Below are 20,196 nucleotides of genomic sequence, written 5' to 3'. Positions count from 1 at the left end.
TAGGTTAGCTGGAGGACGCGGTCTGGTACGTCGACTGGATCACGGAGCCCCAGTAGGGCCCGTACATGACGTTGGAGATGCTGTAGCCGTAGCTGTTCACGGAGTTCTGGTAGCCGTCCGAACCGGTGCCGATGAACCACGGACCGCCGGAGGATCCGCCGGTCATGTCGCAGGAAATGCCCTGCGAGTTGAATTGCGGGTTGTATGGGTCGTTGCTGGCCGCGCCGGTGCAGGAGACCAGTGACTGGCCGTCGAACGGGTTGGCGGCCGGGTAGCCGAATGCCTTGTACGTGAGGCCTCGGTCGGCGTTGAACTGCACGCCGGAGGCGCCGACCGTGTCCGTCAGGCTGGCGCCGTTGACGGGGGAGACCACGGCGAAACCGGTGTCGTACGTCATGTCCCCGGAGCCGCTCCACTGGCTCGGGGCGTGCAGCGATTCCGCGGCCCACTGGCCGTAGGGTGCGCGGCCGTCCTCGTAGGCGGGAACGAACGTGAACTTGGTGGCGAACTCGCCCGGTCCGGAGTTCAGGCAGTGACCCGCGGTGGAGACGGTGCCTTCGTTGGCGGAGACCACGGAGTTGCCGGAGCAGACGTAGTTCTGTCCGTCGAGCGTGAAGAAGACCTTGCCGATGTGGCTAACGGGGGTTTCGTCGGCGTGCAGGCTTTGCTTGCCCTTCCCGTTTCCGTTGCCGGGGCCACCCTTGGCCTTGAGGCCGCCCACGCGCTCCTCCAGGCCCTTGGCGACGTGCTCGGCCGCGGTCGCGGCCTTGCCGAGGGACTTCTGTGCAAGGACGTCGGCCGGAATGGCGTTGCGCATGCGCTCCGCGGTCCAGTACCCGCCGGCCTTCTCGGAGGCGGCGACCGTGTGGCTGACGACGTCGGACCCGCCGGACGGTGCGGCTTGCGCCGGAATGCCGGCGGCCAGCGAGGTGACGAGCGCGGCCACGGCGGCGATGCCGAGGCCCATGTGTTGCTTTCCCATGGGAAGCCCTTCTCGTATGCAGGCGGCGACGGAGGTTCCATCGCCGTGTGTGGTGAAGAACCTACCCAGTGGGACATGTGTTGTAAAGGCCTTGCTTGACAGTCAACATTCCGCCGGTTCTTGTGAAATAGCCGCCCGGGAAAACTCGGCCCTCCAAGCCCGGTAGGCCGCATGGGCGCCGGGGCATAAACGTACTTGAGTCGGGTTCGCTCAAGTGTGAATTGACATCGAATGCGGCATGCGTAGACTTGAGTGCAGAACGCTCAAGCCAGAGGTTGGCCGGGCGGATACCAGCAAGTTTTCCAAGGAAAGAAGGAAACACCATGTCACGTGCCGTAGGCATCGACCTCGGAACCACCAACTCCGTCGTGTCCGTTCTGGAAGGCGGCGAGCCCACCGTCATCGCCAACGCGGAGGGCGCGCGCACCACCCCCTCGGTGGTCGCGTTCTCCAAGTCCGGCGAGGTTCTGGTCGGCGAAATCGCCAAGCGCCAGGCCGTCAACAACATCGACCGCACCATCGCCTCGGTCAAGCGCCACATGGGCACCGACTGGTCCGTCGAGATCGACGAGAAGAAGTACACCGCGCAGGAAATCTCCGCGCGCACACTGATGAAGCTCAAGCACGACGCCGAGTCGTACCTCGGCGAGAAGGTCACCGACGCCGTCGTCACCGTCCCGGCCTACTTCAACGACGCCGAGCGCCAGGCCACCAAGGAGGCCGGCGAGATCGCGGGCCTGAACGTGCTGCGCATCGTCAACGAGCCGACCGCGGCCGCCTTGGCCTACGGCCTGGACAAGGGCAAGGAAGACGAGCTCATCCTCGTGTTCGACCTCGGCGGCGGCACGTTCGACGTTTCCCTCCTCGAGGTGGGCAAGGACGAGGACGAGTTCTCCACCATCCAGGTCCGCTCCACCTCCGGCGACAACCGCCTCGGCGGCGACGACTGGGACCAGCGCGTCGTCGACTGGCTGCTCGCGCAGGCCAAGTCCAAGGGTGCCGACCTGTCCAAGGACAAGATCGCCCTCCAGCGCCTCAAGGAGGCCGCCGAGCAGGCGAAGAAGGAGCTGTCCTCCGCGACCAGCACCAACATCTCGCTGCAGTACCTCTCCGTCACCGCGGACGGCCCGGTCCACCTGGACGAGCACCTCTCCCGCGCCAAGTTCCAGGACCTGACCAAGGACCTGCTGGAGCGCACCCGCAAGCCGTTCAAGGACGTCATCGCCGAGGCCGGCATCAACGTCTCCGACATCCACCACGTGGTTCTCGTCGGCGGCTCGACCCGCATGCCCGCCGTCGTCGAACTGGTCAAGGAGCTCGCCGGCAAGGAGCCCAACAAGGGCGTCAACCCGGACGAGGTCGTCGCCGTCGGCGCGGCGCTCCAGGCCGGCGTCCTCAAGGGCGAGCGCAAGGACGTCCTGCTCATCGACGTCACCCCGCTGTCCCTCGGCATCGAGACCAAGGGCGGCGTGATGACCAAGCTCATCGAGCGCAACACGGCCATCCCGACCAAGCGCAGCGAGACGTTCACCACGGCCGACGACAACCAGCCGTCGGTGTCCATCCAGGTGTTTCAGGGCGAGCGCGAGTTCACCCGCGACAACAAGCCGCTGGGCACGTTCGAGCTCACCGGCATCGCGCCGGCCCCGCGCGGCATCCCGCAGGTCGAGGTCACGTTCGACATCGACGCCAACGGCATCGTCCACGTGTCCGCCAAGGACAAGGGCACCGGCACCGAGCAGTCCATGACTATCACCGGCGGCTCGAGCCTGTCCAAGGAGGACATCGACCGCATGGTGCGCGAGGCCGAGGAGCACGCGGCCGAGGACAAGCAGCGCCGCGAGGCGGCGGAGACCCGCAACCATGCGGAGCAGACCGCGTACTCCGTGGACAAGCTGATCAAGGACAACGAGGACAAGCTGCCCGAGGACGTCAAGACCGAGGTCCAGGCCGACGTCGACGCGCTGAAGGCCGCCCTCGAAAGCCAGGACAACGACGACGAGGTCAAGGTGGCGTACGAGAAGCTGCAGGCCTCGCAGACCAAGCTGGGCGAAGCCATCTACGCCCAGGCCCAGTCCGAGTCGCCCGCCGGCGAGCCCGGAGCCGAGTCCGGGGCCGGGGCGTCCGACGCCGCGGACGAGGACATCGTCGACGCCGAAGTGGTCGACGAAGAAGAGAAGAAGTAAGGCGGTAGTGCCCATGCCGCACCACGGCAACGAGGAGGAGCACGGCACCGAAGAACCCGTGCGCTTCACCGACAAGCGAAAGATCGACCCCGAGACCGGCCAGGTCCGCGGCCAGGACGACGCCGGTTCGCCTCAGGAGGGTGCCGAGGCACCCGTCGGGGGCCACCACGAGGACCTCACGCCGACCGACGAGGCCCACGACTCCGAGGACGCGCTCGCGCAGGCCGAAAGGATCCTGAACGAGGTGTCCGCGGAGGACGCGGAGGCCCCCGCCGAGTCCGGCGGCCTCGAGGCCGAGTTGCGCAACGACCTGCTGCGGCTGCAGGCCGAGTACGTGAACTACCGCAAGCGCGTCGAACGCGACCGGGAAGCGGTTCGCGAACTCGCGGTCCAGTCCGTCCTGTCCGGGCTGTTGCCCGTGCTGGACGACCTGGACGCGGCACGGCAGCACGGCGACCTCGCGGACGGCCCGTTCGCGTCGATCGCGAACAAGCTGGACGGCATCCTCGCCGCCCAGGGGCTGGAGCGCATCGCCGAGGCCGGCGTGGCGTTCGACCCGCAGATCCACGAGGCGCTGATGCAGCAGCCGAACGCGGAGATCCCTGCCGAGCACGTCGGCATGGTCCTGCGTCCCGGCTACCGCAAGGGCGACCGCGTGATCCGCGCAGCCCAGGTGGTCGTGTCCACCGGCGAGTAGCGACGGCGGACAACAGATAGGGCCCGGGTGGGCCGGGGCACATGCCCCGGCCCACCCGAACCGGCAGAAATGCACGAAGGATTTTGAGAGGAGGCGCCCGATGGCAAGTCAGGATTGGGCCGACAAGGACTTCTACGCCATTCTCGGCGTCTCCAAGGACGCGAGCGACGCCGACATCAAGAAGGCGTACCGCAAGCTGGCGCGCCAGCACCACCCGGACACGAACTCGGGGGAGGCGGCGTCCGAACTGCGGTTCAAGGACATCACGGAGGCGCACTCGGTGCTCTCCGACCCCGAGGAGCGCCAGCAGTACGACGCGATCCGAGCCATGGGATCCGGAGCCCGCTTCACGGCGGGCGGTCCCGGCGGGCACGGGCAGGGTGCGGGATTCGACGACATGTTCGGCAACCTCTTCGGGGGACCGGGCGGACCCGCGGGGGCCCGCGGTCGCGGTGGATTCCCGCAGGGCGGTTTTCAGTCCGGACAGGTGCCGCCGGAGTTCGCGGACCTCTTCGGCGGCGGCGGTTTCGGCGGCGCCGGCGGGTACCAGCAGGCCCCCCGCAAGGGCGCGGACCGCACGGCGAGCACGACCATCTCCTTCGCCGGCTCCGTCAACGGGACCACGATCGGGCTGCGCGAACCGAGCGGCGAGGTGATCGACGTCCGGGTTCCCGCGGGGATCAAGGACGGACAGACGGTCCGGGTCAAGGGCAAGGGCCAGCGCGGACAGGCCGGCTACGGCGACCTCATGGTGAAGGTCTCCGTCAGGCCGCACCCGTTCTTCATCCGCGAGGACGCCAACATCCGCATCCACGTGCCGGTGACGTTCCCCGAGGCCGCACTGGGCGGCCAGATCGAGGTGCCGACACTGACCGGCGAGACGGTCAAGGTCAAGGTTCCCGCCGGGTCCGCCTCCGGGCGCACGCTGCGCCTCAAGGGACGCGGGATCAAGACGTCCAAGGCCACCGGCGACCTGCTGGTGACGATCGACGTCGTCGTACCGCAAAAGCTCGGCGGCGAAGCCGAGGCGGCCGTCAAGGCGTTCGCCGAGGCCACCGCGGACGCCGATCCACGGGCCGGTCTGGCCGCCAAGGCGGTGCTGTAGCGCCCATGATGCCGGACCGGTTTGTGCCCATTTTCGTCATCTCCGTTGCCGCGGAGCTCGCCGAGATGCACCCGCAGACCCTCCGCCAGTACGACAGGATGGGCCTGGTCTCCCCGTCGCGGCAGCGCGGCAAGCAGCGTCGTTACAGCCAGCACGACGTCGACCTCCTCCGCGAGGTGCAGCGCCTTTCCAAGGACGGCGTCTCGTTGGAGGGCATCCGCCGCGTCCTCGAGCTCGAGAACCAGGTCGCGGCCCTGCGGGCCCGCGTGACCGAGCTGACCCAGGAACTGGACGCCACGCGGTCCGGCCGGCGCAACGCCGAACTCTTCCGGGTGTTCGCGGCGGGCGCGGGCGGCGACGTCGTCCCCCTGGCGCGCGGCAAGCGCCCCCGCGGACGCAGCCAGGCCGTGGTGGTCTGGCGGCCCCAGCAGTAGGGGGTCCGGCCGTGCCGGTGCCCACGGGCTACGCGGAGCTGTGCGACGCGGCGGAGGCGCGCCTGGACGTCCTCAAGGGGCGGCGGGACAGCCTGCCGCAACGGCACAAGGCCGCCATCGACGGGGTGGTCCACGCGTTGCGGCCCTCGTCCATGGACGCCGCGATTCCGCGCCGCCGGCTGCTCTACCTGGACCTCGCGGGGCCAGAGCCGCTGGCCGCCGTCGCGGTCGGCAACTTGGACACGGCCACCCATGTGACCTGGCAACTCTCCGGCGCGGGGATCCGGGCGACGACGGCGATGTGGGGCACCACGCGCGAGGCCGGGCAGCTCCTGCTCGAACAGCGGTTGGTGGGGGAACCGGACCCGGCGGTCGTCGCCTGGCTCGCCTATCCCGCCCCGGGCCTGCTGCGGGCGGTTTTCAACCGGACGGCCCGCGCCGCCGTCGAACGTTTGGCCCACGATCTGCGTCGCTACGCCCGGCTGCGGCCCGACGCGCCGCGCACCGCCATCGAGGCACACTCCTACGGGGCCACCCTCGCCGCCCACGCCCTGGAGCGTCTGGCCGCGCAGCCGGACGGCCCCGGCACGCCCCGGATCCGCGTGGACGTCCTGGCGACGACCGGCTCCGCCGGAGTGCCGCGGCAGCTGGCCCTGGAACCGTCCCTGATGGGGCTCGCCGGCGATGCCGTGTTCGAAGGCGTCGCGGCAGACGACTGGCTGGCGCGCGCCGGGCGCGCTTTGAGCGGACGGACCCTCGTGCCGGGCCGCGGTTTCGGCGTCGACGGCGCGGCGGACCTTGGCCTGTTGCCGGTCACCGGCCACAACACGTCGCGGTTCGTGCCCGGGGCGCGCCGGGCCAGCCATGGTTACCGCGACCCGGGAACGCAGTCGCTGCGGAACCTGGCCCTGGTCACCACGGGCCGCGAACCGGTGGGCGCGCGGCCGGCCAGCCGTAGACTGTGGCCATGACGGGGTACGCAATGGACTTGGCCACCTTCGCGCCGGCGGGACAGCGCTGGGTGTTGACCTACGGAATCGACCTGCCGGTCAACCGCTGGGACGCCTGGATCGCGGTGACCACCCGGGACGGGCTGCGAGACTGGTTTCCGGCCGCCATCGTGGGCGAGTGGACGCCGGGGCGCGACCTCGTTTTCACGTTCCCCGCCGAACCCGACGCGGAGCCGATGCGCGGCGAGGTCGTCGACGTCGAATCCGGCTGCAGCCTGGCCTTCCGGTGGGAGAGCGATTCCCTGCGCATCGCGCTTCAGGAGTACGACGCCGGAACGCGCCTCGTGTTCGCCGCCTCGCTCGACGATCGGGGACGGGGCGCGCGCGACGGCGCGGGATGGCACGTCTGCCTGGCCAACCTGCGCGAATCGGTCGGCGGATACGTCGAGGACGCCGACAAGGACTGGAAGCCGTTGTTCGACGCGTACGCGGCCAAATTCGGCCCGGAGGCCGCCACGGCGTTGCCCCCGCAAGCGGCCGGCTAACCCCGCGCGAGGCCGACGAGCGGAGGACCTAGGCCGTTCGCCGGTAGGCCAGGTCGAAGACCAGCCGTCCGGCCTTCAGCGCCTTCCCCTCGAAGCTGGTGAGGACGCGTTCGTCGAAGCGCGGAGCCCAGCCGCCGCGTTCGTCCGTGAACTCTGATTCGCCCTCGTGCCCTTCGAGTCCGCCGCGGCGCACCCGCGTCAGGGTTCCTTCCGGGCCGGCGTCGCCGCCCGGGTGGAGGTTCTTGAAATCCGCGGAGGAATCCAGCGTTTCGCGCATCTGTTCGGCGTAGTTGGACCAGTCGGTGGCCAGGCGCCACGTGCCGCCGGGCGCCAAGACACGCGCAGCCTTGTCCGCGAACGACGCCTTCACCAGACGACGCTTGTGGTGCCGCACCTTGTGCCACGGGTCGGGGAAGAACACCCACAGTTCGTCAACGGAGCCGGGGCGCAGCATCACGTCCAGGACCTCCGGGGCGTTGGCCTGAACGGCCCGGACGTTGGTCAGGCCCTTTTGCTCGATCCGCACCATCAGTTGCGCGAGGCCGGGGCGGTACACCTCGACGGCCAGGAAGTCGCGTTCGGGATGCCGTTCGGCGGCGTCGGCCACGGCCTCCCCGAGCCCGGAACCGATCTCCACGGTCAGCGGCGCAACCCGTCCGAACGCCGCGGCGGCGTCGAAGCCGAAGTTCGCGTGGACCGAGGTGTCGGCGTGGTGGCGCGGGACCTCCAGCAGGAATCGGCCGGACTGGCGCTCCCAGGCCTCCTGGCGCCTGCCGTGCAGGCGCGTTCCGCGGCGCACGAACGAGACCGGTTCGGTGCGGTAGTAGCTCAGGTCGTCGACGGCGCGCCCGCTTTGCGGCGGCTTGGGGTCGTGGGTGTCCATTGGATCAAGATTAGCCGTCCGCGGCGGCGAGGACGTGCGCCCGGGTGAGGAACTCCTTGATCAACGGGCCGCCGGTTTCGGCCCCGGAGGTTCCCGTCTCGACGAAGGCGGCGACGGCCAGATCGCCCTGGACGGCGATGACCCAGGTGTGCCGGAGGTCCTCGGTCCCGTCGCCGTATTCGGCCGTTCCGGTCTTGGCGGCGACCGCCGGCCCTGGCACGTCCTGGAGTTCGGTGACGGTGCCGTGGTCTACGGTTCCGCCCATCATGTCCAGCAGTTGGGCGGCCTCGTCCTCGGTCAGGGGGGTGGACGGTTGCCTGGCGGCCGCGGGGGCGGGGTCCTCCACGATCCGCGGGGAGACGGTTGCTCCGTTCGCGACCGAGGCCGCCACCGTGGCCATGCCCAGCACGGAGGACTCCACCACGCCCTGCCCGATCATGTTGGCGGCGTGCGTGGTGCCTGTGGAGTCCGTCGGTACGGACCCGAGGAAGGCCGGTGCGCCCGCGCTGGGTTCCTCCGCGAGGCCCAGCGATCCGGCCGCCTCGGCGACTGTTGCCATGTCCACCTTGTCGCTGGCCTGGATGAACACGGTGTTGCAGGACTGCGCAATGGCCTCGGACAGGGTGATGGTGCCCAAGCCCGCCTCCGGGTATCCCGTGTAGTTCTTGAAGCTCCGGCCATCCAGGACGGTGGTCTGCGGGCATTCGACCTCGCTTTGGGGCGTGTAGCCGGAACGCAGCATCGCCAGCGCGGAAACCACCTTGAACGTGGACCCGGGGGCATACCGGCCGATCATGGCCGTGTTGTAGGAGTTGCTCTGGGGTCCGCTGGCGGCGGCCAGCACGGAGCCGTCCGACGGCCGCAGTGCGACGATCCCGCTGGGCGAGTCCGGCGCGGAGACGATGTCCTCCGCCACGCTCTGGAGGGACGGGTCGAGCGTTGTCTTGATGGCCTCGCCGTCCACCGCCGGTCGGCTGAACAGCTGGCGCGGTTCCCCGGCCGCGTCGGCGCCCTCGGCCGCATTCGGCTCCGCGCTGGTGTCGCCCCCGGAGTCCCCCGAAGGCGCCGGGGCCGTCCACACTGACAGGCCCGGTGTCCCGGCCAGACGCTCGTCGTAGGTCGATTGGATTCCCGACAGCCCGGCCGCGTCCCCGGCGGACAGCCTGCCCTCGGACTTCTCGACGAGCTCGGCCGACGCCGGGCCGACCGTGCCCAGAATGGCGCGGGCGAACGTCCGGCTCGGTGCGAGTGGCAGTTCGTCCGGAATGGCCCGGCCCCCCGGGATCTCCGCGACGTCGGCTTCGGTGATCGCCAGGGAGTCGTCATCCCGGAGCACAATGCCTTCGACGAACGCCCTGTCGCCAGCGGCCTCCACGCGCTGGGCGAAGTCCTGCGCGTCGATGTCCACGAGCCCGGCCAGGGCCTGGGCGCTGGTGGCGGCCGAGCCGCCGTCGAGCCGGCTCTTGTCGATGCCCAGGCGCAACACCGGGCGGTTGGTGACCAGGACGTCGTCGTCGGCGCCGAGGATGTCGCCGCGTTCGGCGGTCGCCGTGCGCAGCCGGAGCGTCTCGCCGTCGCGGAGCCCCTTCACGGCCACGTCCGGGGCGAAGCGCGTCTCCCAGGCTTCCGCCTCCGTGTTGTATTCCAGCGTGGCCTCCGTGGTGTAGGACCAGTCCTCGTCCGAATCGTCGACATCCCACACGCTGCGCAAAGTCGCCGTCGCGGTGGCCGGCCCGTCGTCGTCGGGCCGCCCGTCGATCGCCACCGATTCCACCGTTACCGTCCGGGGCACGTCGGTCAGTGGGCCGTAGGCGAGCTCGAGCGCGTCGGTCGCACCCGCGCCGTCCCCGCCCACGACCGGAACAGCCGACAGTTCCGCTTCGGCCAGACCCTGTGCCAGTGCCGCTGCGGCGGGCGCGGGATCCGGCGCCTGCTCGCTGCATGCGGCCAGCGACGAGGCGAGGAGCAGGAGGACGACGGCGGCGATGGACCGGGGGGTGGGGGTCATGCACCCATTATGTCCATTAATTGGGGGACTTCCCGATGGCGGGTCGGGGGCGCATGCGGGAGGATGGTTCCATGAACGGACCGCTTGCCATCATCCTCAATGTCATCTGGCTGCTGTTCGGCGGAATCTGGTTGGCCCTCGGGTACTTCCTCGCCGGCATCGTGTGTTGCCTCCTGATCGTGACGATTCCTTTCGGGATCGCCTCGTTCCGGATCGCGAGCTACGCCCTCTGGCCGTTCGGCCGGACCATCGTGGACCGTGGCGGCCGGACCGGGGCCTTCTCGACGATAGGCAACGTCATCTGGATCCTCGTGGCGGGCCTCTGGATTGCCATCGGCCATGTGGTCACCGCCATCCCGATGTTTGTGAGCATCATCGGCATTCCGCTGGGCATTGCCAACCTCAAACTGATCCCCGTGTCGTTGGTGCCTCTCGGCAAGGAGATCGTTCCCTCGGCGCAAGGTCCCTTCGGGACGTCGGCGATGGCACGGCGCCGCTGAGCGACGCCGTCCGCCACGACGTCTCCGTGGGTTCCGGAAGGGCTTCACCATGCAGGACATCGTCAATTGACATCCGGTGGCGATGAGAGCCGGTGCGGCTGGCTCAAGGACCGTTTCGGTGTGTCCTGGTAGGTGGTGCCGCGCCGGCTGACCGAGCTGCTCGCCGGCGGGGATCCTGAGGTGTCCCGCCGGGTCGTCGAGGCGTTCATGCCGATGCGCAAGCTGGATCTGGCAGTCATCGAGACCGCAGCGGCGGGATAAGCCACCGTGCGGCCCTTCGCCGGCGGAATAATCCGCGCTGCACTAAAGTTGAGCGATGTAGACTCAAGTCTGACACCGACTGTTAGCGCAGAGAAAGGGAACCGTCGTGGACTCCAAATTCACCACCCAAAGCCAAGAGGCGCTTTCGGCCGCCGGAATGAACGCCTCCACGGCCGGAAATCCGCAGATCGAGCCGGCGCACCTGCTCAAGGCGCTGATGGACAAGCGCGAATCCATCGCCGTGGCGCTCCTGCGGGCAGCCGGAGTTGATCCCGACGTCGTCTCCGCGCAGGCCAGCGCCGCCATCAAATCGCTGCCGGCGTCGTCGGGTACGTCCGTGGCACAGGCGCAGTTTTCGCGTGGGATGCTGCAGGTCATCGCTTCTGCCCAGCAGGAGGCGGAACGGCTGGGCGACACCTATGTCTCGACCGAGCACCTGCTCCTGGGCCTGGCCTCGGACACCGGGGCGGCGGGCTCCGCGCTCCGCGGGTCCGCGGCCAGTCCCGAGGCGCTCCGTGCGGGCCTGCCCGGCATCCGTGGAGACCGCAAGGTGGACAACCCGGATCCCGAAAACACGTTCCAGGCGCTGGAGAAGTACGGCACGGATCTCACGGCGATCGCCCGTTCAGGAAAGTTGGACCCGGTGATCGGCCGCGACGCCGAAATCCGCCGCGTGGTGCAGGTGCTTTCCCGCCGCACGAAGAACAACCCGGTACTCATCGGCGAGCCCGGCGTCGGCAAGACGGCCGTGGTGGAGGGGCTCGCCCAAAGGATGGTCGCCGGCGACGTTCCGGAGTCTCTGCGGGGGAAAACTCTTATCGCTCTGGACCTCGGCTCGATGATCGCCGGGGCCAAATACCGTGGCGAGTTCGAGGAGCGGCTCAAGGCCGTGCTGGAGGAGATCAAGGGATCCAACGGCCAGATTGTCACCTTCATCGACGAGATCCACACCGTCGTCGGCGCAGGGGCCTCCGAGGGGGCCATGGACGCCGGGAACATGCTCAAGCCCATGTTGGCGCGCGGCGAGCTCCGGCTCATCGGCGCCACGACCTTGGACGAGTACCGGAAGAACATCGAAAAAGACGCCGCCCTCGAGCGCCGCTTCCAACAGGTGTACGTCGGCGAGCCGTCGGTCGACGACACCATCGGTATCCTGCGCGGGCTCAAGGAGCGGTACGAGGCACACCACAAGGTCTCCATCGGGGACTCGGCGCTGGTGGCCGCGGCGACCCTGTCCAACCGCTACATCGCCGGGCGCCAGCTGCCGGACAAGGCGATCGACCTCGTCGACGAGGCCGCCTCCCGGCTGCGCATGGAAATCGACTCGGCACCCGAGGAGATCGACCAGCTCCGCCGGTCGGTCGACCGGTTGAAGATGGAGGAGTTGGCGCTCGCGAAGGCCACCGACGAGGCATCGGTCGACCGGCTGGAGGCGTTGCGGGCGGATATGGCGGACAAGACGGAGGCCCTTGACGGCCTCAATGCCCGCTGGGAGTCGGAGAAGGCGGGACTCAACCGCGTTGGCGACCTCAAGTCGCGTATCAAGGAGCTTCGTTCCGATGCCGAGGTCCTCCAGCGCGACGGCCATCTGGAGCAGGCTTCCCGCTTGTTGTATGGAGAGATCCCCGAATTGCAGCGCGAGCTGGAGACCGCGCAGGCCGCGGAACAGCAGGGTGGGGACACGGAGCTGATGGTTTCGGAGGAGGTCACGGCCGACGACATCGCGGAAGTGATCTCCGCGTGGACCGGCATTCCGGCCGGTCGCATGTTGCAGGGCGAAAGCCAGAAGCTGCTGCACATGGAGGAGTTCCTCGGCAAGCGGTTGATCGGCCAGGAAAAGGCCGTCGGCGCGGTGTCCGACGCCGTCCGCCGGGCCCGCGCCGGGATCTCGGATCCGGACCGGCCCACCGGTTCGTTCATGTTCCTGGGGCCCACCGGCGTGGGAAAGACGGAACTGGCGAAGGCGCTCGCTGATTTCCTGTTCGACGACGACCGGGCGATGGTCCGCATCGACATGTCCGAATACTCCGAGAAGCACTCGGTTTCGCGGTTGGTCGGGGCCCCTCCCGGGTACGTGGGCTACGAGGAGGGCGGCCAGCTCACCGAGGCCGTCCGCCGCCGACCCTACTCCGTGGTGTTGCTGGACGAGGTCGAGAAGGCGCACCCGGAGGTCTTCGACATCCTGCTTCAGGTGCTCGACGACGGCCGGCTCACCGACGGCCAGGGCCGCACCGTGGACTTCCGCAACGCCATCCTCGTGCTGACGTCCAACCTCGGTTCGCAGTTCCTGGTGGATCCGGCGCTGGAGGCCGAACACAAGAGGAGCGCCGTCATGAACCTGGTCAACGCCTCTTTCAAGCCGGAGTTCCTCAACAGGCTCGACGACGTGGTGATGTTCGATCCACTGTCCCTCGACCAGCTGGGGAACATCGTGGACCTCCAGGTCGATGCGCTGGGCCGGCGGCTGGCTGCCCGTCGCCTGACGCTCAGCGTCACAGAGGCGGCCAGGGAGTGGCTGGCGTTGGCCGGCTACGATCCCGCCTTCGGTGCCCGGCCGCTGCGTCGCCTGGTGCAGCGCGAGATCGGCGACCGTCTGGCCAGGGAACTGCTGGCGGGGACGATTGCCGACGGGGACGGGGTACTAGTGGAAGCCGTGGACGGTGGAGGGCTCTCCGTCAGTCGGCAGTAGGTTCGGCCTGATGCTGCGGACGGACGGCTAGGTGCTCCGGGCGCCGTCCGGGAGCAGGGACTGGCTGACGGTGCCCTCGGACAGCGCCAGGAAACAGGCGACGCTCCGGTCCCCCTCGGACCACGTGCCCTGGGACGGACTGCTGAATTCGTAGTTCCATGCCCCGGCGGAGAGCGCGGCCGGGTCCAGGGTGATGGCCTTGCAGGCGGCCTCGGCCTTGGTCGCGGTGCGCTCGTCGCCGGGGTAGGGGGCGTCGTCGAGCTCCGCGACGCCGATGAGCTGGGCGGCGTGGGGAGTGCGACACGTGACAATGGTCGCCTGTTCGAGTGGGCCGGTGAAGCCCGTCAGGCAATCGCCGATCTCGAACTGGGACGCCGGTGCGTTGCGGGCGATGATTCCGTCGATGCCCGGATCCGAGTCCCGCACGACTTCCGACGGCGGTGCGGGCGTCGGCGTGGCAGCGTCCATGAGTTTTCCGGTGCCATAGACCAGCATCAGGACAATGCCGACCGCCCCGATGACCATCCACACCGGGGACAGGCCGAAGCGGTGGCGGGTCTCGGTGTTCGCCGATCGTGCGGGCTGGTACGGGGAGGGCTCCGGCGTCACTGGGTCGACCACAACGGCTCCCTGTCCTTGATGTCTCGTAGGGGGCATTTGCCTCAACTCTAGTCGTCCGCGGAGCCCCGCCCGCGGAGTGCGCCGAGACGGCGATTGGGGCCGAATCATGTTAACCTAGAAGCACGAAAGAATCAGTCGCAAATTCCGGGGCCTCTACCTTGTAAAGGTGGACCACCTCCGGATCTACCGAAAAAGGGGGTCACGCCATGGGGCGCGGCCGTCAGAAGGCAAAAGCAACTCGGCAGGCCAGGGATATCAAGTACTATTCCCCGGCCACTGACTTGTCTGCCCTCCAGCGCGAGCTTGGGAACACCCGCGGACACGCCGGTACCCAGGCGACGCATGTCGAAGAACCGTTCGAGCCGGATTATTCGGACTACGGCGACAAATACTCGGATGACGACGACGAGGACGATCAGCGCCGCATCGGCTGATCACACCCGGACACTCCGAGCGTGGATTTCGCGGATCTTCCCATAGCCAACGCGCACCGCACGGCCATTCGCTCCATCGAGCGCGTGGTGGGAGAGACCGCGGCGCCACAGGACCCGCTCACCGCCTTGGCCGGCATCGCATCGATGCTGTCCAACGGGCCGGTGCTGCTCCTGACCGGCGCCGGCGTCTCCACCGATTCGGGCATTCCGGACTACCGGGGACCCAACGGGTCCCTGCGCCGACACCGGCCGATGACGTTCCAAGAGTTCCAACACGATCCCGCGGCACGGCACCGCTATTGGGCGCGCAGCTTCGTCGGCTGGCGGCACATGGCCAAGTCGGAGCCGAATACCGCGCACCATTCGGTGGCCGAGTTGGAGCGCTTGGGGCTGCTCAGCGGCGTCGTGACGCAGAATGTCGATGGATTGCACGTCCGCGGCGGTTCCCGGGTCGTCGTCCCGCTGCACGGGGACCTGGACACCGTGATGTGCCTGAGCTGCGGTTTCGTCGAGGACCGTGCGGAGCTCGACACCCGGCTGGCCGTGGCGAATCCCGGTTTCGTCGAGCGCATCCGCCTGGATCCCGCGCTGGTCAACCCCGACGGCGACGTCACGCTGGACCAGGCCCACGTGGACGAATTCACCATGGTGGGCTGCCTGTCCTGCGGGAGCGTCGAACTGAAACCCGATGTGGTGTATTTCGGTGAGAGCGTCCCGGTTCAGCGGAAGGCCGACGTTCGTGAACTAGAAGACAAGTCCACCGGTCTGCTGGTGGTCGGCTCGAGTCTCGCGGTGATGAGCGGCTACCGCCTGGTGTTGGACGCGGAGAAGTCCGGCAAGCAGATCGGCATCATCAACGGCGGCCCCACACGCGGGGACGCCAAGGCGACGTGGCTGTGGCGCACGCGAGTCGGCCCCGCACTGGACCAATTGCTCTCCGTCGTCGACGCCGGTCCGGCGAATCCCGCCGGCTAGGCCGCGGCGAGCTCCCACACGAGAGAACCACGCGCCGTCCCCGAGGGTCCCGAGCATCGCCACGTGCAGGTCCGCCAACCCCGAATCGCCGTCCACCAGGAACACGGGCACCATGCCATCTCGTCCGAACGCGGCGTCCTCGCCGATGTCCGCTGTGAAAGCGTGGTGCCCGGAGAGCGAGGCGCCGCTCCGGCGGCACAGCGTCCCCGTGTCCTCTTCGGAGTCGAAGCGCAAAATCGTCGCGTGCAACGGCCAGCGGGTGCGCTCAAACGCCGTTCCCTCCGTGAGCCGGGAGATGAAGACCACCAGAAGGTAGCTTCCCATGTGCCCAGTCTGCCGAGGCGGATTCCGGCAGGACAGGCCGCGGGCCCGGCACCATTCAGGATGCCGGGCCCGCGGGGGACTGCGCTTGAGTAACTAGGAGGCGTAGGCGCCCCGAAGTAGCACGGCGCCACCGTCGACGCCCTTGGCGCCCTGGACGAAGTCCGGCCCGGCCGAGGCGCCGGAGGGATCGACAGCGCCGACCGTGCCCATGACCCAGGAGGCGACTCCGCGTTCGTTCAGGCGTGCCAGCGCGGCGTCCGCGGCGGACGCCTCGACGATGGCGACCATGCCCACGCCCAGGTTCAGCGTGCGCTCCAGATCGGGTTGCGGAACCCCTCCGAGCTCGGCGACGAGCTTGAAGATGGCGGGCAGCTCCCACGTGGAGCGGTCGATCGTGGCCATGAGACCCTGCGGGAGAACGCGCGCCAGGTTGGCGGCCAGGCCGCCTCCGGTAACGTGGCTGAAGCCGTGCAGGGGGGCCGCGCCCGGGACGTTCAGGGCGCGGATCAGGTCGAGGCAGTCCGCGGCGTAGACCTTGGTCGGCACCAGCAGTTCCTCGCCGAGCGTGCGCCCGAACTCGGAGACCTCGCGGTCAAGTGCCCATCCGGCGTGGTTGATGACGCGGCGGACCAGCGAATAGCCGTTGGAGTGGATTCCCGAGGAAGCCATCGCGATGACCACGTCCCCCGAGCGGACGCGGTCGGGGCCGAGCAGCGCGTCGGCCTCGACGACGCCCGTGGCGGCGCCGGCGACGTCGTACTCGTGTTCGCCGAGCAGGCCCGGGTGTTCGGCCGTCTCGCCGCCGACGAGCGCGGTGCCCGCGATGGTGCACCCCTCGGCAATTCCGCGCACGATGTCCGCGATGCGCTCCGGAACCACCTTGCCGCAGGCGATGTAGTCGGTCATGAACAACGGTTCGGCGCCGACGACCACGATGTCGTCCACGACCATGCCCACCAGGTCGTGGCCGATGGTGTGGTGGATGTCCATGGCCTGCGCGATCGCGACCTTGGTGCCGACGCCGTCCGTCGAGGTGGCCAGCAGGGGCCTGGTGTACGTGAGCAGGCGGGACGCGTCGAACAGGCCGGCGAAGCCGCCGACGCCGCCGAGCACCGAGTCGTTGTGGGTGGCCTTGATGGCACCCTTCATGAGTTCGACGGCGCGGTCCCCGGCTTCGACGTCGACGCCGGCGGACGCGTAGGTGATGCCGGTCGGTTGCTCGGGCGTGGAGGAAGTCATGAGGCAGGCGTCCTTTACTTGGTGCTGGGGGTCTTGTCGGCGGGGGTGAGCGATGCCTCGAATTCGGCGTCCGGTCCCGGGTCGCAGCCGTCGCTGCTGTCCATCGACCGCTCCAGCAGGTTCTTTCCCAACCGGTCGGACGTGGGCAGCTTGATCGGGTACTCGCCGGTGAAGCACGCCGTGCACAAGCGCTCGCGCGGCTGTTCGGTGGCCTCGATCATGCCGTCCTGGGAGATGTAGGCCAGGGAATCGGCGCCGATCGACGCGGTGATCTCGTGCACGGCGGCACCGTTGGCGATCAGCTCCGCGCGGGAGGCGAAGTCGATGCCGTAGAAGCACGGCCACTTGATCGGCGGCGAGGAGATCTTGACGTGTACCTCGGCCGCGCCGGCCTCGCGCAGCATCCGCACCACGGCGCGCTGCGTGTTGCCGCGCACAATCGAGTCGTCGACGACCACCACGCGCCTGCCCTTGATCACGGGCTCCAACGCGTTGAGCTTCAGCCGGATGCCGAGCTGGCGGAGCGTCTGCGAGGGCTGGATGAACGTGCGGCCCACGTAGGCGTTCTTCACGAAGCCGTGGGCGAAGGGAATGCCAGACTCCTCCGCGTAGCCGATCGCGGCGGGGGTCCCGGACTCCGGGACGGGGATGACGATATCGGCCTCTGCGCTGTTCTCGCGGGCCAGCTGGCGGCCCATCTCCACGCGGGACTCGTAGACGGATCTGCCGTTGATGGAGGCGTCCGGGCGGGCCAGATAGACGTATTCGAAGACGCAGTGCGCGGGGGTCGCCGGAGCGAAGTGGCGCGAGCGGATGCCGTCTTCGTCGATGGCGATGAGCTCGCCCGGCTCGATCTCGCGGATGTAGCTGGCGCCGACCGTGGCGAGGCCGGACTGCTCGGAGGCGACCACCCAGCCGCGCGAGAGCCGCCCGAGCACCAGGGGACGGACGCCGTGGGGGTCGCGGGCCGCGTAGAGCGTTCCCTCGTTCATGAACACGAAGCAGAAGGCGCCCTGGAGCTTGGGCAGCAGTTCCATGGCGGTCTCTTCGAGGGACGTGCCCTCCTCTCCGCGCATGAGCGCGGTGACCAACGCGGTGTCCGTGGTGTTGCCCTGCGCGAGCTCGCCGCGGAACTTGGCGCCCTGCTCGGCGACGACCATGTCCATGAGCTCGGCGGAGTTGATCAGGTTGCCGTTGTGGGCCAGGGCCACCGTTCCCTCGGACGTCGCGCCAAGGGTCGGCTGGGCGTTGGCCCAGTGGCTCGCCCCGGTGGTCGAGTAGCGGCAGTGGCCAACCGCGATGTGGCCGGTCATCGAGTTCAGCGTGTTCTCGTCGAAGACCTGGGAGACCAGGCCCATGTCCTTGTAGACGTTGATGCGCTGGCCGTCGGAGGTCGCGATGCCCGCGGACTCCTGCCCGCGGTGCTGCAGCGCATAGAGGCCGTAGTACGCCAATTTGGCGACGTCCTCGCCGGGGGCCCACACGCCAAAGACACCGCATTCGTCCTGCGGGCCCTTTTCGTTGGGCAAGAGATCATGAGAAAGCATTCCGTCACCACGCGCCATGGGGTCCATTCTCTCACGGGGCGACGGGGTGCGGCGCATTCGGGTAGGGCCTAGCGTTCCTCTGGTTCGTCCACCGGCACCGCGGTGGTGCGTCGGTCCCGCTTGGATGTCACGCGGTCCACGATGAGGTAGGTGACGCATCCCACCAGGACGCCCGCGATCCCGTAGTAGACGGAGAGGAAGGCGGCGACCGTGTTGCGCGTGAACTCGGCGCTCTCGGGGCCCGTGAAGGCGGAGACGATGGCGACCAGGATCCCGAGTGCGGCGCCCATTCCGACGAACGGCCAGAACTTCGGCGCGCGCCGCAGCCGGACCTCGACGGAGCCGTTCGGCGGGACCGGCCGGGGGGTGTGCTGGGGGTCCTGCTGCGGTGAATCCATGCCTAAAGTTTACCGAACAGGGGCAGGTGCGCGGACAGGTCCGCCCGGAGGCCGGAGGCGCCCACCGCGCCGGATCCGCGTGCGTCGTCCCACGACGCGGATCCCGTCGCCAGCGCCAGCCAGGTCTGGGCCGGCATCTCGACGACGTTGGGCGGCGTTCCGCGGGTGTGCCGCGGACCCTCCACGCACTGGGCGACGCCGAACGGCGGCACGCGGACCTCCACCGAATTCCCCTCGGCCACGGCCGAGAGCTCCTCGAGCGCGTACCGGACCGCCGTCGCGGTGACGTTCCGCGGAAGCGCCGGACGGTCCGCGGGCGCGGCCGCGAGCCAAACGCGGAGCGCCCCACGGCCCTCCTCGGCGGCGATCCGGCGTCGTACACCCATCCTGCGTCTCCCCGCCGCTAGTCCAGCAGTTCCATCACGGGGGCGGCCAGGCGGATGCTGCCCACGCGCACCCCGCCGCCGAGGATCGGCTTCACGACGGATTCGAGCACCGGAGCGACGCGACCGACGTCGATGGCGCCGGCGTTCGCCAGCAGGGTCAGGCCGACGAGCGTGGCGCCGCGGCCGTTGCCGTCGAGCATCTTGAGGGTGCAGGCGTGGCCGGACTCCGTGCCCAGCATCAGCACGCCCTCGGCGCCGAGCTTGGCGATGACGCCGAGCTCCTCCATGACCACCGTGTTTTCCTCGCCGTGGCCATGGACGGCCCACGGGTAGTCGAGCATGGCCGTGGCGATCGTCGCCGCGCGCGCATCCGCGTGCTTGTTGCCCGGGGACTTCGCGAGCCGCCCGGTGGCGCGCGCCAGGCCGCGCAGGGAGATCGCCGGGACCGGGGCTCCACAGCCGTCGACGGCCAAGTGGGCGATCTTTTCGCCGGCGTAGTCCTCGACGACCTCGACGACGCGGCGTTGCAGGGGGTGCTCGGGATCCAGGTAGGTGGTGGTGTCCCAGCCGTTCTCGGTGCACGCCCACAGGAAGGCCGCGTGCTTGCCCGAGCAGTTGAAGGCCAGGCGGGACTTGCCGTGCCCGCCGCGCACCAGCTCGTTGCGGGTTTCCTCGCGTCCGGGCCACGCCTCGGGGCATTGAAGGTCCGCCTCGGACAGCCCGGCCTTGGCCAGCATGGTCGCGGCTAGGTCCATGTGCTCGCGGCTGCCGACGTGGCTCGCGCAGGCCAGCGCCACCTCGGCCCCGCGCAGCGGGACACCGGACTGCATCGAGGCGAGCGCCTGGAACGGCTTCAGCGAGGAGCGCGGTATCACCGGCGCGTCGATGTCCCCGAGGGCCGCGACCACGTCGCCGTCGCCGTCCAGCACGACGGCGGAGCCGCGGTGCCGCGACTCGATGAACCCGTTGCGCTCGACGATGGCAAGGTCGACGGCGTCCGCCGAGGAAAAGGTTTCTGGCATGCCGACCAGT

General features: G+C 69.1%; 21 protein-coding genes. 12 read left to right on the top strand and 9 right to left on the bottom strand.

Translation table 11 applies throughout. The features are described from left to right. Window positions 1–4 precede the first annotated feature (4 nt). Window positions 5–982: a trypsin-like serine peptidase gene (locus ACHAAJ_RS07025; RefSeq protein ID WP_435727282.1), complete on the bottom strand. Its 978-nt coding sequence runs from the start codon at window positions 980–982 to the stop codon at window positions 5–7. A gap of 323 nt (window positions 983–1,305) precedes the next feature. On the opposite strand from ACHAAJ_RS07025, the gene dnaK reads away from it, so the two are divergent. From dnaK to ACHAAJ_RS06995, 6 genes are all read left to right on the top strand, one after another. Next, a complete protein-coding gene (gene dnaK / locus ACHAAJ_RS07020; RefSeq protein WP_435727281.1) occupies window positions 1,306–3,168 on the top strand; it encodes a molecular chaperone DnaK in 1,863 nt (620 codons plus the stop codon). Window positions 3,169–3,181: 13 nt separating this feature from the next. Beyond that, window positions 3,182–3,865 carry a nucleotide exchange factor GrpE gene (locus ACHAAJ_RS07015; protein ID WP_435727280.1) on the top strand — a complete coding sequence of 228 codons (684 nt, stop codon included), beginning with the start codon at window positions 3,182–3,184 and terminating at the stop codon, window positions 3,863–3,865. 100 nt (window positions 3,866–3,965) lie between these two features. Continuing rightward, window positions 3,966–4,970, top strand: a complete 1,005-nt coding sequence (locus ACHAAJ_RS07010; protein ID WP_435727279.1) for a DnaJ C-terminal domain-containing protein — start codon at window positions 3,966–3,968, stop codon at window positions 4,968–4,970. A gap of 5 nt (window positions 4,971–4,975) precedes the next feature. Beyond that, window positions 4,976–5,404 carry a heat shock protein transcriptional repressor HspR gene (locus tag ACHAAJ_RS07005; protein ID WP_435727278.1) on the top strand — a complete coding sequence of 143 codons (429 nt, stop codon included), beginning with the start codon at window positions 4,976–4,978 and terminating at the stop codon, window positions 5,402–5,404. 11 nt (window positions 5,405–5,415) lie between these two features. After that, window positions 5,416–6,375, top strand: coding sequence for an alpha/beta hydrolase (locus ACHAAJ_RS07000; protein ID WP_435727277.1), 960 nt, complete (start codon window positions 5,416–5,418; stop codon window positions 6,373–6,375). Beyond that, window positions 6,372–6,899: an SRPBCC domain-containing protein gene (locus ACHAAJ_RS06995; protein WP_435727276.1), complete on the top strand. Its 528-nt coding sequence runs from the start codon at window positions 6,372–6,374 to the stop codon at window positions 6,897–6,899. Before ACHAAJ_RS07000 ends, ACHAAJ_RS06995 begins: the two co-directional genes overlap by 4 nt. Window positions 6,900–6,927: 28 nt before the next feature. Here the strand turns inward: ACHAAJ_RS06995 and trmB are convergent, their stop codons facing one another. Both trmB and ACHAAJ_RS06985 read right to left on the bottom strand, forming a co-directional pair. Continuing rightward, window positions 6,928–7,782 (bottom strand): tRNA (guanosine(46)-N7)-methyltransferase TrmB, encoded by an 855-nt coding sequence (gene trmB, locus ACHAAJ_RS06990; RefSeq protein ID WP_435727275.1) that lies wholly within the window; start codon window positions 7,780–7,782, stop codon window positions 6,928–6,930. Window positions 7,783–7,792: 10 nt separating this feature from the next. Further along, complete coding sequence (locus ACHAAJ_RS06985; RefSeq protein WP_435727274.1) at window positions 7,793–9,790, bottom strand: penicillin-binding transpeptidase domain-containing protein; 1,998 nt, start codon at window positions 9,788–9,790, stop codon at window positions 7,793–7,795. A 71-nt stretch (window positions 9,791–9,861) separates the two neighbouring features. On the opposite strand from ACHAAJ_RS06985, the gene ACHAAJ_RS06980 reads away from it, so the two are divergent. The 4 genes from ACHAAJ_RS06980 to clpB all read left to right on the top strand — a co-directional run bounded on the left by ACHAAJ_RS06980 (window position 9,862) and on the right by clpB (window position 13,240). Further along, a complete protein-coding gene (locus ACHAAJ_RS06980) occupies window positions 9,862–10,290 on the top strand; it encodes a YccF domain-containing protein (protein WP_435727273.1) in 429 nt (142 codons plus the stop codon). Window positions 10,291–10,356: 66 nt separating this feature from the next. After that, window positions 10,357–10,422 carry a VOC family protein gene (locus ACHAAJ_RS06975; protein ID WP_435727350.1) on the top strand — a complete coding sequence of 22 codons (66 nt, stop codon included), beginning with the start codon at window positions 10,357–10,359 and terminating at the stop codon, window positions 10,420–10,422. Beyond that, a complete protein-coding gene (locus ACHAAJ_RS06970; protein ID WP_435727272.1) occupies window positions 10,423–10,551 on the top strand; it encodes a hypothetical protein in 129 nt (42 codons plus the stop codon). A gap of 106 nt (window positions 10,552–10,657) precedes the next feature. Then, window positions 10,658–13,240 (top strand): ATP-dependent chaperone ClpB, encoded by a 2,583-nt coding sequence (clpB, locus tag ACHAAJ_RS06965; protein ID WP_435727271.1) that lies wholly within the window; start codon window positions 10,658–10,660, stop codon window positions 13,238–13,240. Window positions 13,241–13,267: 27 nt separating this feature from the next. Here clpB and ACHAAJ_RS06960 read toward each other — a convergent pair whose 3' ends face one another. Further along, entirely contained in the window at window positions 13,268–13,861 is a 594-nt protein-coding gene (locus tag ACHAAJ_RS06960) for a septum formation family protein (protein WP_435727270.1), read from the bottom strand. 206 nt (window positions 13,862–14,067) lie between these two features. On the opposite strand from ACHAAJ_RS06960, the gene ACHAAJ_RS06955 reads away from it, so the two are divergent. Both ACHAAJ_RS06955 and ACHAAJ_RS06950 read left to right on the top strand, forming a co-directional pair. Further along, the gene (locus ACHAAJ_RS06955; RefSeq protein ID WP_435727269.1) at window positions 14,068–14,295 is read left to right on the top strand and encodes a DUF3073 domain-containing protein; all 228 of its coding nucleotides are present in this window, start codon (window positions 14,068–14,070) and stop codon (window positions 14,293–14,295) included. Between the two features lie 21 nt (window positions 14,296–14,316). Continuing rightward, window positions 14,317–15,270, top strand: coding sequence for a Sir2 family NAD-dependent protein deacetylase (locus ACHAAJ_RS06950; RefSeq protein WP_435727268.1), 954 nt, complete (start codon window positions 14,317–14,319; stop codon window positions 15,268–15,270). Window positions 15,271–15,687: 417 nt separating this feature from the next. On the opposite strand, the gene purM is transcribed toward ACHAAJ_RS06950, so the two are convergent. From purM to ACHAAJ_RS06925, 5 genes are read right to left on the bottom strand one after another with little or no spacing between them, the layout of a single operon-like run. Beyond that, the gene (gene purM, locus ACHAAJ_RS06945; RefSeq protein ID WP_435727267.1) at window positions 15,688–16,833 is read right to left on the bottom strand and encodes a phosphoribosylformylglycinamidine cyclo-ligase; all 1,146 of its coding nucleotides are present in this window, start codon (window positions 16,831–16,833) and stop codon (window positions 15,688–15,690) included. A 14-nt stretch (window positions 16,834–16,847) separates the two neighbouring features. Beyond that, the gene (purF, locus tag ACHAAJ_RS06940) at window positions 16,848–18,398 is read right to left on the bottom strand and encodes an amidophosphoribosyltransferase (protein WP_435727266.1); all 1,551 of its coding nucleotides are present in this window, start codon (window positions 18,396–18,398) and stop codon (window positions 16,848–16,850) included. Between the two features lie 50 nt (window positions 18,399–18,448). Next, entirely contained in the window at window positions 18,449–18,778 is a 330-nt protein-coding gene (locus tag ACHAAJ_RS06935) for an adenosylcobinamide-GDP ribazoletransferase (RefSeq protein WP_435727265.1), read from the bottom strand. Between the two features lie 2 nt (window positions 18,779–18,780). Next, window positions 18,781–19,164, bottom strand: a complete 384-nt coding sequence (locus ACHAAJ_RS06930; RefSeq protein WP_435727264.1) for a sterol carrier family protein — start codon at window positions 19,162–19,164, stop codon at window positions 18,781–18,783. A 17-nt stretch (window positions 19,165–19,181) separates the two neighbouring features. Next, window positions 19,182–20,186, bottom strand: a complete 1,005-nt coding sequence (locus ACHAAJ_RS06925) for an asparaginase (RefSeq protein ID WP_435727263.1) — start codon at window positions 20,184–20,186, stop codon at window positions 19,182–19,184. Between the last annotated feature and the right edge of the window lie 10 nt (window positions 20,187–20,196).

This window comes from Arthrobacter arnarulunnguaqae (genome assembly GCF_051262515.1).
In the GTDB taxonomy this organism is placed as follows: domain Bacteria; phylum Actinomycetota; class Actinomycetes; order Actinomycetales; family Micrococcaceae; genus Arthrobacter_N.
The sequence above is the reverse complement of the archived record's forward strand: the minus strand, read 5'-3'. Positions and strand labels throughout refer to the sequence as shown.

Bases quoted from the DNA above. Each gene is read 5' to 3' on its own strand.
- ACHAAJ_RS07025 (WP_435727282.1), bottom strand. From the start codon at position 982: ATGGGAAAGCAACACATGGGCCTCGGCATCGCCGCCGTGGCCGCGCTC.
- dnaK (WP_435727281.1), top strand. From the start codon at position 1,306: ATGTCACGTGCCGTAGGCATCGACCTCGGAACCACCAACTCCGTCGTG.
- ACHAAJ_RS07015 (WP_435727280.1), top strand. From the start codon at position 3,182: ATGCCGCACCACGGCAACGAGGAGGAGCACGGCACCGAAGAACCCGTG.
- ACHAAJ_RS07010 (WP_435727279.1), top strand. From the start codon at position 3,966: ATGGCAAGTCAGGATTGGGCCGACAAGGACTTCTACGCCATTCTCGGC.
- ACHAAJ_RS07005 (WP_435727278.1), top strand. From the start codon at position 4,976: ATGATGCCGGACCGGTTTGTGCCCATTTTCGTCATCTCCGTTGCCGCG.
- ACHAAJ_RS06995 (WP_435727276.1), top strand. From the start codon at position 6,372: ATGACGGGGTACGCAATGGACTTGGCCACCTTCGCGCCGGCGGGACAG.
- trmB (WP_435727275.1), bottom strand. From the start codon at position 7,782: ATGGACACCCACGACCCCAAGCCGCCGCAAAGCGGGCGCGCCGTCGAC.
- ACHAAJ_RS06985 (WP_435727274.1), bottom strand. From the start codon at position 9,790: ATGACCCCCACCCCCCGGTCCATCGCCGCCGTCGTCCTCCTGCTCCTC.
- ACHAAJ_RS06980 (WP_435727273.1), top strand. From the start codon at position 9,862: ATGAACGGACCGCTTGCCATCATCCTCAATGTCATCTGGCTGCTGTTC.
- ACHAAJ_RS06955 (WP_435727269.1), top strand. From the start codon at position 14,068: ATGGGGCGCGGCCGTCAGAAGGCAAAAGCAACTCGGCAGGCCAGGGAT.
- purM (WP_435727267.1), bottom strand. From the start codon at position 16,833: ATGACTTCCTCCACGCCCGAGCAACCGACCGGCATCACCTACGCGTCC.
- purF (WP_435727266.1), bottom strand. From the start codon at position 18,398: ATGGCGCGTGGTGACGGAATGCTTTCTCATGATCTCTTGCCCAACGAA.
- ACHAAJ_RS06935 (WP_435727265.1), bottom strand. From the start codon at position 18,778: ATGGATTCACCGCAGCAGGACCCCCAGCACACCCCCCGGCCGGTCCCG.
- ACHAAJ_RS06930 (WP_435727264.1), bottom strand. From the start codon at position 19,164: ATGGGTGTACGACGCCGGATCGCCGCCGAGGAGGGCCGTGGGGCGCTC.
- ACHAAJ_RS06925 (WP_435727263.1), bottom strand. From the start codon at position 20,186: ATGCCAGAAACCTTTTCCTCGGCGGACGCCGTCGACCTTGCCATCGTC.